Source organism: Candidatus Borrelia fainii (assembly GCF_027925085.1).
Lineage (GTDB): Bacteria > Spirochaetota > Spirochaetia > Borreliales > Borreliaceae > Borrelia > Borrelia turicatae.
The window spans coordinates 88188-104091 of sequence record NZ_AP027070.1; the positions used below are offsets into that span (position 1 = coordinate 88188).

The window sequence follows — 15904 nt, forward strand, 5'->3', positions numbered from 1 at the left end:
CTCTTAAAAGCTAATTAATGTTATGATAGACATCAAAACTATCATCTAAAATAACTTTCTTAACTTTCAAAACTCCTTTATCATAAATTTCAATATAATTGAATTTTTTAGACCCATTAATTTTTCTATAAACTGAAACCAAATTTCCAGAAAAGTAATTCTTCACTTCAACAATATCAGAATTATTAAAAGTTTTTTTCTCTATTAAATTTTCTTTAATATCTAAAACAGAAACTCGTTTTGGATTTAAACTTAACATACTGGGAAGAAAAATCTCTGGAACATTAGATATTAAAAATTCATTAATACCTACATAATCAAAGTTGTAATTAAGATAATTATCAAAAATTTCATACCGAAAAGAATCTAAAGCAAAAGTATATACATGTTTTTTATCTGAATAATCAACCTCAATCATATTGACATAAGGATAAACAGAATAATTAACCTTATAACCAAGCAAAGTATTTTCATAACGAACAGGGACTTTATCTTTGAAATAAACTTTATTAAAATAATTTTCACCTAAGTTTAAATCCATAGAATAGTTCACTATTTTTGAAAAAAAACTTACCAAAACTCCATTCTCAAATACTGCGGCATTATTTTTATCATCTACAAAATACATACCGGTTAAATGCTTATAATGACTTAAAAATTCATCCCGTATACTAGGATCTCTTAAGAGATCATAAAACATTTTATATTCACCTATTATTTTTGGAGCGGCTTTTTTAAAAAACATATAAGCTTCATCAGGTGTCAAGAGTCTATATTTAAGCAAATACGTACTTTGAAGACCGTTTAAATTTTCGCTCTTATTTTTTAAAAAAGTAAATAAAGCAACAGAATTAGCCTCATTTAATGTTGTATTTTTAAAAATAAAATCAATATTATCACTACTAAAAAAAGAATCTTCTTTTAATTTAAGTTTACTAAAAAAACTTGGAAAAAACTTATCTTCTTTTAAAAACCATTTAAAAAACCTCAAATCATCACTATACATAGCAAAAGAATCTGTTAATACTTTACTAAAACTTCCCTTAAAATCCCCAAGTTTACTGGAAGCTTCAAGCCTCATGTAAATCAAGTCTTTATCACTTTTTAGATCCCCATACAATTTATCATAAATAGTAATAATTTCTCTGTTTTTATCAATATCCTCATTTTGACTCAAAATCAATGAAAAATATTGATAATACAAATCTCTAGGCTTTACAAACCTAAAATTATTAATATCTATTGCTGATCTTAACAAATAAATTTTATCTAACAGAGCAATATCATTTCTCAATGAAAGTTCATAAAGAGAATCTGAGTTTCTTAAATTAAACTCAAGAGAACCATAAAGCATATCAAGTCCCCTTTGAGTACCATCAAAATCTTTAGCCTCAATAAAAAGAATGTCTGATATATCTTTGTCTCTATGATTTAAACTAGCATTTAAATCATTCAAGCTTACTAAAAAGAAAAACAGAAACACAATTTTCAAGACAACCATAAGACCCCTTCAAAATTTTATTTATCCATTCAATGTCTCCAGTTTAGACTCTTTTAAACTTTTTTCATTCTCACTCTCAACAATTTCAAATCCTAAAAGCTCTCTTACTTCATTATCTGTCAAAGTTTCTCTTGCAACTAAAGCTTCTGCAAGTTTAACTAATTGATCTTTATGCTTCATCAAAATATCTGAAGCTTCTTTTAAACATCCTTCAAGAATCCTCTTAACTTCCCTGTCTACTCTATCAGCAGTATGCTCAGAATATGCTCTTGACTTAGAAAATTCTTTTGGAAGAAAAATTGGAGCTTCATCATCCACTAAAAATATTGGGCCTACATCTTCCCCCATACCCCATTCTGTAACCATTTTTTTTGCCAAATTAGTAGCTTGCATCAAATCATTTTGCACACCAGCTGTAGTAAAACCCAAATTAATCTGCTCACTAGCATAACCACCATAACATATCTTAATCTTATCAAGAATCTGATTTTTATTTATTGAAAGCCTATCCTCCTTAGGAAGAGAAAAAGCAACCCCAAGAGCTCTACCTCTAGGAATAATAGTAACCTTATGCAAAGGATCCGCATATTCAAGATAATAATGAAGCAACGCATGTCCTGCTTCATGATAAGATGTTTCAAGTTTCTGTCTATCAGTAATAGTCATAGACTTTTTAGCAACACCCATTAATATTTTATCTCTAGCTTCTTCCAAATCATGCATAAGAATCTCAGATTGATCATTCCTTGCAGCAATTAAAGCACCCTCATTAATCAAATTTGCAAGATCAGCACCACTAACACCAGGAGTAGCTCTTGCTATTATATGCAAGTCAATTTCTTTTGAAAGTTTAGTCTTTTGAGCATGTATATTCAGTATTGCTTCTCTCTCCTTAATATCAGGAAGCGTCACTGTTACTTGCCTATCAAACCTCCCAGGTCTAAGCAAAGCAGAATCAAGAACGTCAGGCCTATTTGTTGCTGCCATCACAATTACATTAGTATATGTCCCAAAACCATCCATCTCGACTAATAACTGATTAAGCGTTTGTTCTCTCTCATCATGACCACCACCAAGTCCAGCTCCACGACTTCTTCCAACAGCATCAAGTTCATCAATAAAAATTATGCAAGGAGCATTTTTTCTTGCATTGTCAAACAAATCTCTAACACGACTTGCTCCAACCCCTACAAACATTTCAACAAAATCAGAACCTGACATATGAAAAAAATTTACACCTGCCTCACCTGCAACTGCTTTGGCAAGCAAAGTCTTTCCTGTTCCAGGAGATCCTACTAAAAGAACGCCTTTTGGAATCCTTGCACCTATTTTTTCAAATTTTTTAGGGTTTTTAAGAAATTCAACTACTTCCCTAAGTTCCTGCTTGGCCTCTTCTTGCCCAGCAACATCTTTAAAAGTAACTTTGTTCTTTCCTGCCTCATACTTTTGAGCATTGCTTTTTCCAAACGAAAAAACCTTGCCTCCACCACCTTGAGTTTGACGAAATATAAAGAAAAAGAAAATAAAAAATAATATCCATGGCAAAGTTTGAAGAATAACACCAATTAAAGATGACTGACTCTTTCCAGAACTTACCTCAACTCTCTTTGCTTTAAGCTCAGAAAGCAAATTAATATCAAAATAAGGAATACTAGTAGAAAAATAAGATTTTCCTAAATTTGAATTTTTGACAATAAATTGAATTTGACTTTTATCAATTATTATAGCTGATTCAATTAAACCACTATCTAAATAAGTTTGAAATGCACTATAAGGCACGTTCTTATAATTTTCTCCGCCACGCATAAAATAAGACATGAATATTGCTAAAACTAAAAAGAATATAACAAGAACTAAAATCCAATTCTTATTTTTCTTTTTGTTATTAGACTTACCATTATTATTCAAATTATTATTGTTAATATTCATTCCTTTAAAAATCCTCCAAACAAAGATATATTAATTTTTTTAAGAATACTCTTATCACTCCACATTAAGTTTAAAGTATTTAAATCAATAATGCCAATTACCTTATCATCTAACACTAACAACATTAAATAAAGTGGATTATATCTTACAAACTTAGAAAAGAACTTCTTTGATTGTAACTTACTTTTAAAAAATCTATGCCTAAACTCATAAGAACAACATCTCAATGTTAGTATAGAATTATCTTCACACTCCAAACATTCTAACAAAATCTTACCTAAAGATAAACTATGATATTCATTAAGTCTTAAAAAAAAATCAAAAGGCTCATGCATCTCTTCAGCTTCTTTAAAGATAAGGTTAATCTTATCTTGACGTTTTTCTAAAAAAAAATCATTGGTTTTAAGTAATATTCTACTTTTTTTATTCGCAAGATTTACCCTAAAAATCTCACCTAAAGTGCCATATGACAAATTTGACACAATACCTTCTGAATTTAAAATCTTAAAAATATTCCTAAAGACCAAATACTTTGGTAACCTGAAAAAAGTCATAGCATCAAAAGAATAATAATAATTACCCTTACTAAAGGGAAGATAATCTTCTTTATCAAAATAACCTACAAGCTCACTTGAAAAATCAGATATTCTTTTCAAACCCCTTTCATATCCCTTAAAAATTTTCCTAATAACTGGCATTAGATTATTTCTAATTCTATTTCTTAAATACAAATCTTCATGGTTAGTACTATCAACAGAATAAACAATATTATTTAAAGAAAGAAATTTTTCAATATCCTCTCTTGACACCTCAATTAAAGGTCTAATAATATTGCCATTGATAACTGAAATACCAGATAATCCATCCAAAAACGAGCCTTGAAAAAATCTCATCACTAAAGTTTCAAATTGATCATCTTGATTATGAGCAAGAGCAATATAACTTGCCCCATTTTCTCTAAAAGATTCTAACAAAGCATCATAACGATATTTTCTAGCCAACTCCTCAACTGACATACCAAGCTGCCTAGACTTGCTCTTTATATCAACACCACACCTCTTTATTTGAAAAGTAATGCTATGAAAATTACAAAAGTTTTTTATATGTTCTATTTCCAGATTTTGCTCGAAATCTGACCTTATATAATGAGCAAAATAAAGTGCAACAATATTATTATTCAAATATTCCTTTAAACTCAATAACAAGGTAGTAGAATCTGCTCCCCCAGAAAAAGCAACTATTACTTTTTCTTTGCTTAAAGAATTTTTAAAGTAAAAACTTTCTACTTTTGTTAAAATATTATTCCAAAACATCAAAAACTACTAGAATTAATAATCGCAATTTTACTCTCAAAATTACACTCATCAATACTCAATATCTCTTCACTTAAAAAATTAAATATATTTTTAATACGCTTAAGCTCACCATCGCTAAATTTTGCAAGAACAAAATCTTTAAGACTAGATTCATTATTATTTCCAATTCCAATATAGAGTCTACTATATTTAGTACTTCCAAGGCTCTCAGAAATAGAACGAAGTCCATTATGCATAGAAGTACCTCCTACCTTTCTAAGTTTACACTTTCCCAAAGGTAAATCAACATTATCAACTACAATCAACAGATTAGTTATTTTCATATAAAATTTAGCAAAAACAGAAGGAAAAATATTACCACTCAAGTTCATATAAGTTAAAGGTTTAATTAGAACCACCCGTTTATTCTCAAAATTAAAATCAGAATATTCATAATTTTTTACCTTTTTTAAAGAAAGACCATGCTTTACAACCAATTTATCTATAAGCTCAAAACCAACATTATGTCTAGTATGAAAAAAATTAGACCCGGGATTACCCAGGCCGACTATCAATAAATCCATATTTTTTAATTTTATTTTACAAGTAAAATCGACAAATTTTCATCCTCTTCAGCAAGTTTCACATTCTCAGGAAGTACAATATCCTTAAAAGTTATCTGATGTCCCTTCTTAACAGGGGTCAAGTCTACTTCAACAAATTCTGGCAAATCTAAAGGCAAAGCCTTAACTTTGATTTTAGTCCGAAGCACACTTAAAGTACCACCTTCTTTAACACCAATGGAAGCCCCTACAAATTTAATTGTAATATCTCTTTCAATATCTCTATTCTTATCAACCTCATAAAAATCAACATGATAAATAAGGCCCTTAACAATATTTTCGCTTACATCTTTAATAAAAACACATCTCTCGACTTTTTCGTCACTTAAAATTAAAACAGTATTATCTGTAAATTTTGCAAATCTCTTATTAAACTCATTACTTGAAATTTTGATATGCAGGACATCACTTTTTTTCCCATACACAACAGCTGGTATTTCAGATTTTGCACGTATTCTACGAGCACACAAAGAACCAAAATCTACTCGATTTTCATATTTTAAAATCCTACTACTATCCACAATGAAACTCCTAACCTAATATAAAATACTGGGACGGAAGGATTCGAACCCTCGAATGCCTGGACCAAAACCAGGTGACTTACCACTTGTCCACGTCCCAAATACTTAATTATCCATAAGTCAAAAGGATACAAAATACAATACACTTTGTCAATAATATTTATTAGCCTAATTCAAGTTCAAGACTTGAAGGATTTTCCTTTACATATTCTTTAAAAATAGCACTTTGCAAAATCTCTCTAAAATTTTGATTAATAGGATGTACAATATCTTTATACTCTCCGACCTTAGTTCTTCTATTAGGCATAACAATAAAAACACCTTTTTGCCCCCTAATAACCCTGATATTATGCAAAACTAAACAATCATCAAAAATAACTGTAACATATGCCAATAGCTTCGAACCGGGATTTTTATTATCAACTCTCCTAATTCTTACGTCTGTAATATTCACTCCTAGGCCTCCCTAAAATACATGTTTTAAATCTAGAATATTTTTAATTTTTTGTAAATAATTCTTGCGATATTTTTATTTTTTTTAATTAAATAACCTTAAATAACTTTCAAGGATAAATAATTTTTCCTTGATCCCATAGCTTTTCAAGTTCATAATATTCTCTGGCCTTTTCACTCATTAAATGTATAACTAAACCTTCACATGAAATAATTGTCCAATCATAAACAAAACCTTTACCCTTAATACAATAATTAAAATCCCTTTCCTTAAAAAAGGTTATTAATCCTTCGTTATACAAAGTTTCCATTTGCTTAAATGATGAGCATGAAACAATAATAAAAAAATCAGCCCAATTACAAACAGAACTAACATTAATACCTAAAACATCAATTCCGCCAAAATCAGATATAATCTTACATAATTTCTTAACATCATATATTTTTAACATATCTTCCATCAAAATCATCTCCCAAAATGATTATTACATCAGGACTCATATCAGGCACATCAAATCCTAAAGTATCTACACGAAGCTCAGAAATTGGTTTAATGTTTCTTGCTCCAATTACATCCCCAACCTTAATGGCGATCTCTAAATTATCTGAATTATTTATTATCAAAGTATGAGAATAATTATGCCTATCTGCATTACCAAATCTTACAACCTTAAATTTTAAAGATTTAAAAATATCTGCCACATTCCTTGCAAGTCCAACAGTCTTAGTGCCATTTAAAACAATAACTTTAATTACCTCTTCACTTCTAGTTTCACCCATTAAATCTCTATTTAAATTTTCTATCGATTCCTTAAGAACCGCTCCCCCATAATAAGGAAAAACAACTTTTATTAAATTATCATTATTATCCTTAAATGTTTCCTCTTGTCCTTTAATATTAATAAAAACAAATTTTTCATTATTTATTTTATAATTAGCAAGAATATATTTAAATACAGTTTCAGAAAGATCCGTATCTAACATGAAATACATTTTGGAAAAATAATCATACTCTTCTTTAAAATCAGAAAATTGTGTCAAGATTTTTTTGAAAAATTCCTTAAAAAACTCAAATCTTTCATCGTAAGAAGCAATATCTCTGAAATAACTTAAATAATCATAAGATTTATCTCCATCAAAAACAGAATTACCAGAAGGTATTAAGATAGGACGTAGTAAACTATGTATTTTAACAGGATTTTTAACAAAAAGACGAACTCCACCAATATAGTCAACAAATTTCACAAAATTATTCTTTTTAAAACAAATATAATAATCAGGTTCATGATTTAACTGCCTAGATACTTTAGACAAAAATTCATTAAAGCTATTCTTTTTATATAAATCTTCAAACCAAGATACATTTCCCTTTAAGTCCTCATAACCTGTATAAACAGGAATATCTAAAAATCCAACATTTCCTGTTTTTATATTAATAAAAATTTCTTGTATACTTAAAAGATTGTCATTATCATCTTCTATAAGAAATAAAAAACTAATATTACTCTTAGTATTCAATTCAAAATATATTTGCTCTCTTTTAGAACTATCAACAAAAAAAATCACAATACCAAGAACTATTAAAATAATTAAAACTAAAAAAAATAATTCTTTTCTCAATTATTTACCTTGAACATATAAATTATTACTCTTAATATATCGCAAAACATCAAAGGGAAGCAAATAATCGACAGGTAATCCTTGCTCAATTCTATTTCTAATCTCTGAAGAAGAAATAGAAAATATTCTATTATCAATATAAGTATGTTCAAACCTACTAACTAATCTTTCACTATAAAGCCTGTGAACCACCACAAGATTAACAGATTCAATTATTTTTTCTGGATTTTTCCATGAATCAAAACTCTCAAAAAGATCATCTCCAATTACCAAATAAATATCATCATGAACATATTTATTCTTAATACAAGTAATGGTATCAACGGTATAAGTTATTCCTCCATTTATAATATCGCATTCATCGATAAACATATTATTTTCATGTTGTATGGCTAACTTAAGCATCGCAATTCTATCTTTAACACTAACATTTTCAACACACTTATGAACAGGTTTATGAGTAGGAATGAATAGTATTTTATCAACATTTAAAAAATGTTCTATTTCCTTTGCTAAAAACATATGCCCAACATGAACAGGATTATAAGTACCACCCAATATTGCTATTTTCATAAATTTCCCATGTTACACATTTAATTTATTACATTAATTAATGTCTAAACAATATTAATTTTGAACTTTAAAAAAAACAATGACTTTAAATCCTCGATAAAGCAAAAAGTTCACTAACAAGCTCATCTATTCCCCTATTATCATAAATAGAAATTCCTAAAACTTTTTCATCATCCAAAGTTCTTTTTAACTGATTAAAATTTTCAATAGCACCTTCTAAATCAAGTTTATTAGCAACAATTATTCGCTTCTTATTTGAAAGACCAACATCATACACACTAAGCTCATTAACAAGAATATTATAAGTACTCATAAAGTCATTATTAGCAACATCAATCAAAAAGACCAAAATTTTGGTCTTTGAAATATGTCTTAAAAATTCAAAACCAAGACCCATCCCTAGACTTGCACCCTCAATTATCCCAGGCATATCAGCAATTACCAAATCATTATAAGAAGATTTTAAAACACCAAGATGCGGAACTTTAGTAGTAAAAGGGTAATTTCCAATCTTTGACTTTGAAGCAGTTATTGTAGAAATAAGAGAAGATTTACCTGCATTAGGAAGCCCAACAAGTCCAATATCAGCTATCAATACTAATTCAAGACGCAAATTCAAAGTAGTACCAGATTCTCCAGGTTGAGCAAATCTTGGTGTTCGTTTTGTAGAACTTTTAAAATTTACATTTCCAAGGCCACCTCTTCCACCTTTTAAAGCAATAATTTCATCATCAAAACTTTGAAGCTCAAACAACATAGAATCAGTAAAAGCATCATAAATACGGGTATTGGGGGGAACAAAAATAACTAAATCTTCACCAGAAGCCCCATTTTTCCTAGAACCCATCCCAGGCTTACCATTATTAGCAGCAATTTTTTGACCATTTTTATAAAAAGATAAAGTTTTAAGATCTGCTTTAACCTTAAAGATTACATTTCCACCCCGACCCCCATCACCACCATCAGGACCTCCTTTGGCTTTAAATCTTTCACGCAAAAAAGAAACACATCCTGCACCCCCATTACCTGAAGACACAGTCATATTTAAAGAATCCTTAAATGTATGCAAATCAACCTCAACTATAACAATATTAAATAATATTTATATATTTTCGACCCTTAGAAGTTTTAAACTCTACTATACCATCTTTTAATGCAAATATTGTGTGATCTCTGCCAAGTCCAGAATTTTTACCTTTATGAAATTTTGTACCTCTTTGACGTACAATTATTTCTCCAGATCTCACAAATTGCCCACCACTTCTCTTAACACCAAGTCTCTTAGAGACAGAATCTCTTCCATTCTTAGAACTACCACCACTTTTACTTGTTGCCACTAGTTTCCTCCAAAATCAATTTAATATCACAAGGATATTCAAAGCACAAGTCCTTTACACCTTGTATCAAAAATTTACTATAATAAAAAAGATTTTGCCTACCCAAATCTTCAAAAAAAGCTTCAAATTCTAAGCAACCTCTTAAAGAATTGTCCACAGTAAAATCTTCTTTCTCACAATCAAGAACACTTAAAAAAGTCCTTAAAATAAAAGAAAAGGAAGAACAAACTATATTAACATAATTATTCCCTCTAGCATGCCCATTAGCTAAAATATAAATAATTATATCATTATGGGTCTTTATTAAAACATTAATCACTAACTAATAACTATATCATCAACTAAAATATAAGAATAGGATTGACGATGGCCGACCTTTCGTTCACTTGACTTTCTTCTTCTATATCTATAAGAGATAACTTTTTTATCTTTTTTATCTTCTATATAAGTACATTTCACACAAGATCCTAAAACATAAGGCTTCCCTATCTTTACATCTCCATCCTTGTTTACAAGCATCACACTGCTAAATTCTATTTTATCACCTTCATTAGCTCCAATTTTATCTATCTTTAACATCTCCCCCATAACAGCCTTGTACTGCTTACCTTTTATTTCCAACAACGCATACATCACAATCACCTCTCAATGTTCAGCTAAGTATTATAAATTTAATGAAATTTAAAGTCAATTATTGAAGTTCAATTAACTTATTTAATCTCACTCAATTAATAACACAAATTATTTATTAAATAACTATCAAAAATACTTAACAAGAGAATTCAAACTATATTCCCGTAAAGCATCTCTACCATTCATACTTACAAGTTCAATAAAGCAAAAGATATCAGATACCACTCCACCCGCCTTTTTAAGCAACATAGTGGCTGCTTTCAAAGTGCCTCCGGTAGCTAAAATATCGTCCACTAACAAAATATTTGAATATTGTTTAACATCATCTTTATGTATTTCAATACTGCTAAATCCATATTCAAGATCATATTCTTCTCTTAAGACTTGCCTTGGAAGTTTACCTTCTTTTCGAATTAATAAAAGAGGCAATCCCATTTTTAAAGCCAAAGGAGCACCAATAAGATAACCTCTCGATTCAATAGCAGCAATGTAATCGATGTTCCTTGATAAATAAAAAGCATACGCATCTTCAATTAAAGATTTGTATACTTCTGCTTTGAGTAAAGCATTAGTAATATCATAAAAAAGTATACCTTCCTTTGGGAAATTAGGTACTTTCATAATAAACTTATCATAATATTCCGTTTTATCTTTCATTAAGATTCCCACAAAAAATTAAATATTTATTTTTATTCTTCCGCTACAGGAGGAGTTGGTACTATGTCTTTTACATCTAATTTCGGAATCTCATCTTCATTAGCTCTTGTCCAAATCTTATTTCTACCAAAAATCCATACCTTACCCTTGGTAATAAGATTTCCCGTTTTTGAATCTACCCTCATTTCAGAACTATAAATTTTACCATTCTTGGGATCAATAATTTTACCATTATCCCACTTGCCAGAAGACTCAATATATTTAAGCCCCCACATAAAATCAAGACCTTCGGTACTTAAATGTTCAAAACCTACAACCCTATAACCAGAAGGATCATTAATATCGTGCACCTTTCCATCTTTTATTACATTTAAAATTCTACCATAGACTTTATCATTATACTTATAAACATAAATTACAGAATTTTTAACATTCGTAGTATCATCATATCCAACCCAATATCCTAAAACCTCACTACCGTCTTTTTTATTGTCTGTTTTTTCAGACTCTGCAAATGCAAAAAATGAAAAATAAAATAAAAGAATAATTCTCAATACATTCTTACCCATATAAACTCCTAAAATTAATATCCAAGCCAATAACTTAAATAGATCATGACAAAGAAGAATTATACATTCATTTCATACTTTTTGCAAAAGGAATAATTTACTTATATAACTTAAATTACTCAATATAAATTGATAGTTCAATCTTAAAAAATCAAAATACACAAAACAATAAAGAGATCAAAATTGATATATACTAATTTTAGTGATAACATTAGTAATAATATTAGTACTAATGTTAACGATAAATAACGAGGTTTTAATGTGGTAAGAGGTATTTATACTGCTGCTAGCGGAATGATGGCACAAAGACACAAGTTAGATGTTATTGCGAATAATTTAGCAAATATTGATCTTACGGGATACAAAAAAGATTTATCTGTCCAAAAAGCATTCCCCGAAATGTTAATTAGACGAATCAACGATGATGGTCTTTACAAATTTCCCAAAGGATACCTAGAAACAGCACCTGTTATTGGCAAGCTTGGTACAGGAGTTGAAGAAAATGAAATTTATACTTCTTTTGAACAAGGACCACTAAAAATTACTGGGAATCCTCTTGACTTAGCATTAACTGATGAGGGATTTTTTGTTGTTCAAACACCGGAAGGAGAAAGATATACAAGAAACGGTTCTTTCATACTCGGACCAGAAGGCATACTTGTTACAAAAGATGGATATCCTGTAATTGGAGAGAAGGGATACATATATCTAAAAGATAACAACTTTAAGATAACAGCTCAAGGACAAATATTTCATAACTCAACATTTGAAAAAAATCCCAAAAAGCTTGTAAGTGAATATGAAAATTCATGGGAAAACTATGAACTCCTTGACAACTTAAAGATTGTAAATTTCGAAAAAACAAGATTTTTACAAAAACAAGGAAGTTCACTCTGGAAGAGTACAGAAATATCTGGACAAGCTAAAAATATCGAAATAAATTTAAGGCCCAAAATTGAAACTGGTACTTTAGAAGGCTCAAATGTAAACGCCATTAATGAAATGGTATCAATGATTACAGTCAACAGAACCTATGAAGCAAATCAAAAAATAATACAAACCGAGGACTCACTTCTTGGTAAATTAATTAACGAAATTGGAAAATTTTAAGGAGACTCGTTTATGATGAGAGCACTCTGGACAGCAGCCAGTGGGATGAAAGCACAACAATATAACGTGGATACAATTGCCAATAATCTTTCAAATGTAAACACTACAGGATTTAAAAAAATAAGAGCCGAATTTGAAGATTTAATATATCAAACACAAAAAAGAGCAGGTACTCCTGCAACTGAGGATACAGTAAGTCCTCTTGGCAATCAAGTTGGACATGGAACAAAAGTATCAGCAACACACAGAATCTTTGAACAAGGCAATCTGCAAGCCACCAATTTAAAAACTGATGTTGCAATTGAAGGCGATGGATTTTACAAAATTCTCTTATCAGACGGCACTTACGGATACACCAGAAATGGTTCATTCAAAATCGACGCAAATGGAGATCTTGTAACAAATCAAGGATACAAATTATTACCTGAAATATCTTTTCCTGAAGAATATATAAAAGATTCTATTACAATATCTCAAGAAGGAATAATATCTGTCAAAATTAATGGAAGCCCTGATCCAATTGAACTTGGTCAAATGGAAATTGCAAGATTTGTAAACCCAGCAGGTCTTAATGCAATTGGAAACAATATATTTAAAGAAACCATTGGTTCTGGAGAAGAAATATCAGGAACACCAGGAAGTAATGGAATGGGCAGACTAAGACAAGGCATTCTTGAAATGTCAAACGTATCAATTGCAGAAGAAATGGTAACAATGATTGTTGCACAAAGAGCTTATGAGATAAATTCAAAAGCAATTCAAACCTCAGATAATATGCTAGGGATTGCCAATAACTTAAAAAGGTAGTGAAAACACTTATAAATAAATTTACATTTTATCTATTTACAATAAATTTATCACAAATAATGCCTTATGATACCTGTTTTGCAATATCTCCTAGTAAAACATATTTTTTCTCAAAAGAATACTCAAAAATGTGCAATGATAATAACTTATCACAAATTTACATAAGTCCATATCTTAAGCAAAAACAAATAATATTTGAAATGATTAGCCATATCACAAAAAATCTAGCAAGCAAAAATATTTACATATTACAATTCAGTTTTGATGAATCGGAAATCAATATAGAAGATAAATTTTCCACCGATATAAAATTTAAGGCAATAAAAAACATATCATATAAAAATATACCAATACAAAAAACTTTGGTTTATTATGCAAAAAAATTTGAAAATTACAAGAAACATAATAAAGTAAATATGTATATTGACATAATAGAACCAATTGTATTTGCAAAAACAGATTTAAAGACGGGGGAAGATTTAAATGAATATAATGTTTATTTTAAATATCAAATAAACACAACTAAAAACAACGAAACTTTAAGCTTAAACGAATTAAATCAAAGTAACTACATCGTATTACAAGATATAATAAAAAATGAAAAACTTAAGCTAAATAAAATACAAAAACAACGATAATACCATATTCAAACATGTAAATTCACAATTTTGTCATTAACTTTACTAATCAATTATAATGACAAAAAAATTATAGAAAATTTTCTCTTTATTTCATAATTAAGTTTTAAATTGTCAAATAAACCCAAAGAAAAAATGATATAAACCAAAAGCAATTGCAATAATATTAAAATAAAGGTAAACTATATTGCCATATAAAAGGAACAAAATCATGAAACTATTGATAATGCTAACCATCTTAAACTTAAAAATAGTCCTAAACTCATTCGCAGAAGAAAATCAACCTTTAAAAAATTTTACTAATGAAAATAGCAATATAAATCAAATAAGTGAACAAATAAAATTAAAAAATATCGCTGAAATTAAATCTACAGATTCATACACGTTAACAGGAATTGGAATAGTAGCAGGCCTTGTTGATAAAGGAGATTCTCTAAAAGGAAAAGAAATTTTAAATAAGGCTTTAAATAAAATTGGCATAAACGAAATAGATCTAACAAATATAGGAAGCAAAAATATCGCATTAGTAAGCACAACGGTCAAAATAAATGGGAACATGATTAAAGGCGCAAATCACAATGTTTACATAGCATCAATGTTAGATTCAAAAGACTTAACAAATGGTATACTTTTAAGAACAGAACTGAAAGATAAAGAAGGAAAGGTAGTAGCTACAGCCTCAGGCCCAATAATAACTAACGAAAAATCAAAAGGTACAGGATATATACTAAACGGAGCAACAATACATGAGAACAAAAATTATACAAATTACAATATAATTCTTAAAAAAAAGGATTATGTCTTAGCAGATTCAATAAGTAAAAAACTAACAAATAAAAACATAAAAAATAATATAAAATCAGGAAATATCATAGAAATTGAAATCAACGAAATTGGGTTGCTAGGCGAAATTGAAGAAATAGAAATAAAAACTATGCCTAAAGTTCTAATAAGTGAACAAAACAAAATCATTATAGCAAGTACAAATGCAGAAATAGGACCCCTTATATTTTCAATTGAAAAAAATGGTGAAAACTTATTTAGCAACAGAAGCAATGAAAAAATAAAAATAGAAATACAAAAGATGAAACTAAATGAATTTATATCAGAAAATTCAAATACGCTTAACAATGAAGAATTAATAAAAGTGATTAAGGCAGCTAAAAAAATTAATAAATTACATGGAGAATTAATTTTGGAGGAATAAATATGACAAGTAAAATTAATTTACAATGCTTAGAAACAAAAAATCAAACAAAACAGGTAAAAATCCTAAAAGACGAAATAGAAAAAACAAATCATCACAAAAATGATAATAAACTCTATGAAGCTGCAGTAGAATTTGAGTCAATATTTATAAATCAAATGCTTAAGAGTATGAAAAATTCTTTAAAAAAAGAAAATAATTTAATTAATGGGGGTCAAACAGAAGAAATTTTTGAAGATATGCTCTATTTAGAAAGAGCAAAACAAATAGCCAAATCCAAAAGTTTTAGGCTTGCTGATTTAATTTATAAGCAAATAGCAGAAGTAAATAGCTTTAAAAAATAGTTCATATTTAATAAAAAATATTAATTATTTTTTAAATTGCATGATTTTCGCACCACATCAAAAAAAGAGAGCGGGATGTTGATATAC

The 15904-nt window shown here is 28.9% G+C and carries 20 protein-coding genes and 1 tRNA gene; 5 read left to right on the forward strand and 16 right to left on the reverse strand.

What is annotated here, in order from left to right; translation table 11 throughout:
* Positions 1-10 precede the first annotated feature (10 nt).
* The 16 genes from QMG63_RS00340 to QMG63_RS00415 all read right to left on the reverse strand — a co-directional run bounded on the left by QMG63_RS00340 (position 11) and on the right by QMG63_RS00415 (position 11711).
* Complete coding sequence (locus tag QMG63_RS00340) at positions 11-1501, reverse strand: hypothetical protein (protein WP_281860724.1); 1491 nt, start codon at positions 1499-1501, stop codon at positions 11-13.
* Positions 1502-1522: 21 nt separating this feature from the next.
* On the reverse strand, positions 1523-3430 hold the full coding sequence (ftsH, locus tag QMG63_RS00345; RefSeq protein ID WP_281860726.1) for an ATP-dependent zinc metalloprotease FtsH: 1908 nt from the start codon (positions 3428-3430) through the stop codon (positions 1523-1525).
* Positions 3427-4743, reverse strand: coding sequence for a tRNA lysidine(34) synthetase TilS (tilS, locus tag QMG63_RS00350; RefSeq protein WP_281860727.1), 1317 nt, complete (start codon positions 4741-4743; stop codon positions 3427-3429). Before tilS ends, ftsH begins: the two co-directional genes overlap by 4 nt.
* On the reverse strand, positions 4743-5309 hold the full coding sequence (gene pth / locus QMG63_RS00355; RefSeq protein ID WP_281860729.1) for an aminoacyl-tRNA hydrolase: 567 nt from the start codon (positions 5307-5309) through the stop codon (positions 4743-4745). Before pth ends, tilS begins: the two co-directional genes overlap by 1 nt.
* An 11-nt stretch (positions 5310-5320) precedes the next feature.
* Complete coding sequence (locus tag QMG63_RS00360) at positions 5321-5869, reverse strand: 50S ribosomal protein L25/general stress protein Ctc (RefSeq protein ID WP_281860732.1); 549 nt, start codon at positions 5867-5869, stop codon at positions 5321-5323.
* Positions 5870-5897: 28 nt separating this feature from the next.
* Positions 5898-5969: transfer RNA gene (locus QMG63_RS00365), tRNA-Gln, on the reverse strand.
* A gap of 63 nt (positions 5970-6032) precedes the next feature.
* The gene (gene spoVG, locus QMG63_RS00370) at positions 6033-6323 is read right to left on the reverse strand and encodes a septation regulator SpoVG (protein WP_281860733.1); all 291 of its coding nucleotides are present in this window, start codon (positions 6321-6323) and stop codon (positions 6033-6035) included.
* Between the two features lie 109 nt (positions 6324-6432).
* Complete coding sequence (gene rsfS, locus QMG63_RS00375) at positions 6433-6783, reverse strand: ribosome silencing factor (protein WP_281860734.1); 351 nt, start codon at positions 6781-6783, stop codon at positions 6433-6435.
* Entirely contained in the window at positions 6758-7942 is a 1185-nt protein-coding gene (locus QMG63_RS00380; protein WP_281860735.1) for an LCP family protein, read from the reverse strand. The genes rsfS and QMG63_RS00380 overlap by 26 nt, the downstream gene beginning before the upstream one ends.
* Entirely contained in the window at positions 7943-8515 is a 573-nt protein-coding gene (gene nadD / locus QMG63_RS00385) for a nicotinate (nicotinamide) nucleotide adenylyltransferase (RefSeq protein ID WP_281860737.1), read from the reverse strand.
* Between the two features lie 85 nt (positions 8516-8600).
* Complete coding sequence (gene obgE / locus QMG63_RS00390) at positions 8601-9584, reverse strand: GTPase ObgE (RefSeq protein ID WP_281860739.1); 984 nt, start codon at positions 9582-9584, stop codon at positions 8601-8603.
* A 22-nt stretch (positions 9585-9606) separates the two neighbouring features.
* A complete protein-coding gene (rpmA, locus tag QMG63_RS00395; protein WP_281860741.1) occupies positions 9607-9852 on the reverse strand; it encodes a 50S ribosomal protein L27 in 246 nt (81 codons plus the stop codon).
* Positions 9839-10171 (reverse strand): ribosomal-processing cysteine protease Prp, encoded by a 333-nt coding sequence (locus QMG63_RS00400; RefSeq protein WP_281860743.1) that lies wholly within the window; start codon positions 10169-10171, stop codon positions 9839-9841. Before QMG63_RS00400 ends, rpmA begins: the two co-directional genes overlap by 14 nt.
* Positions 10171-10485: a 50S ribosomal protein L21 gene (gene rplU, locus QMG63_RS00405; protein ID WP_281860745.1), complete on the reverse strand. Its 315-nt coding sequence runs from the start codon at positions 10483-10485 to the stop codon at positions 10171-10173. Before rplU ends, QMG63_RS00400 begins: the two co-directional genes overlap by 1 nt.
* A gap of 126 nt (positions 10486-10611) precedes the next feature.
* Positions 10612-11142: an adenine phosphoribosyltransferase gene (locus QMG63_RS00410; RefSeq protein WP_281860747.1), complete on the reverse strand. Its 531-nt coding sequence runs from the start codon at positions 11140-11142 to the stop codon at positions 10612-10614.
* A gap of 32 nt (positions 11143-11174) precedes the next feature.
* A complete protein-coding gene (locus tag QMG63_RS00415; RefSeq protein ID WP_281860748.1) occupies positions 11175-11711 on the reverse strand; it encodes a DUF2147 domain-containing protein in 537 nt (178 codons plus the stop codon).
* Positions 11712-11972: 261 nt separating this feature from the next.
* Here QMG63_RS00415 and flgF point away from each other — a divergent pair, with 261 nt between their 5' ends.
* The 5 genes from flgF to QMG63_RS00440 all read left to right on the forward strand — a co-directional run bounded on the left by flgF (position 11973) and on the right by QMG63_RS00440 (position 15817).
* The gene (gene flgF / locus QMG63_RS00420; RefSeq protein ID WP_281860750.1) at positions 11973-12821 is read left to right on the forward strand and encodes a flagellar basal-body rod protein FlgF; all 849 of its coding nucleotides are present in this window, start codon (positions 11973-11975) and stop codon (positions 12819-12821) included.
* A gap of 12 nt (positions 12822-12833) precedes the next feature.
* Positions 12834-13628, forward strand: coding sequence for a flagellar basal-body rod protein FlgG (gene flgG / locus QMG63_RS00425; RefSeq protein ID WP_281860752.1), 795 nt, complete (start codon positions 12834-12836; stop codon positions 13626-13628).
* Positions 13628-14266 (forward strand): hypothetical protein, encoded by a 639-nt coding sequence (locus QMG63_RS00430; RefSeq protein WP_281860754.1) that lies wholly within the window; start codon positions 13628-13630, stop codon positions 14264-14266. The genes flgG and QMG63_RS00430 overlap by 1 nt, the downstream gene beginning before the upstream one ends.
* A 211-nt stretch (positions 14267-14477) precedes the next feature.
* Positions 14478-15473, forward strand: a complete 996-nt coding sequence (locus tag QMG63_RS00435) for a flagellar basal body P-ring protein FlgI (protein WP_281860755.1) — start codon at positions 14478-14480, stop codon at positions 15471-15473.
* Between the two features lie 2 nt (positions 15474-15475).
* Positions 15476-15817, forward strand: coding sequence for a rod-binding protein (locus tag QMG63_RS00440; RefSeq protein WP_281860756.1), 342 nt, complete (start codon positions 15476-15478; stop codon positions 15815-15817).
* The last annotated feature ends 87 nt before the right edge of the window (positions 15818-15904 follow it).

What these genes read in the sequence shown, in the direction of transcription:
- QMG63_RS00340 (WP_281860724.1), bottom strand. Translation starts at nt 1,501, where the DNA reads ATGGTTGTCTTGAAAATTGTGTTTCTGTTTTTCTTTTTAGTAAGCTTG.
- ftsH (WP_281860726.1), bottom strand. Translation starts at nt 3,430, where the DNA reads ATGAATATTAACAATAATAATTTGAATAATAATGGTAAGTCTAATAAC.
- tilS (WP_281860727.1), bottom strand. Translation starts at nt 4,743, where the DNA reads ATGTTTTGGAATAATATTTTAACAAAAGTAGAAAGTTTTTACTTTAAA.
- pth (WP_281860729.1), bottom strand. Translation starts at nt 5,309, where the DNA reads ATGGATTTATTGATAGTCGGCCTGGGTAATCCCGGGTCTAATTTTTTT.
- rsfS (WP_281860734.1), bottom strand. Translation starts at nt 6,783, where the DNA reads ATGGAAGATATGTTAAAAATATATGATGTTAAGAAATTATGTAAGATT.
- nadD (WP_281860737.1), bottom strand. Translation starts at nt 8,515, where the DNA reads ATGAAAATAGCAATATTGGGTGGTACTTATAATCCTGTTCATGTTGGG.
- rplU (WP_281860745.1), bottom strand. Translation starts at nt 10,485, where the DNA reads ATGTATGCGTTGTTGGAAATAAAAGGTAAGCAGTACAAGGCTGTTATG.
- QMG63_RS00410 (WP_281860747.1), bottom strand. Translation starts at nt 11,142, where the DNA reads ATGAAAGATAAAACGGAATATTATGATAAGTTTATTATGAAAGTACCT.
- QMG63_RS00415 (WP_281860748.1), bottom strand. Translation starts at nt 11,711, where the DNA reads ATGGGTAAGAATGTATTGAGAATTATTCTTTTATTTTATTTTTCATTT.
- flgG (WP_281860752.1), top strand. Translation starts at nt 12,834, where the DNA reads ATGATGAGAGCACTCTGGACAGCAGCCAGTGGGATGAAAGCACAACAA.
- QMG63_RS00435 (WP_281860755.1), top strand. Translation starts at nt 14,478, where the DNA reads ATGAAACTATTGATAATGCTAACCATCTTAAACTTAAAAATAGTCCTA.
- QMG63_RS00440 (WP_281860756.1), top strand. Translation starts at nt 15,476, where the DNA reads ATGACAAGTAAAATTAATTTACAATGCTTAGAAACAAAAAATCAAACA.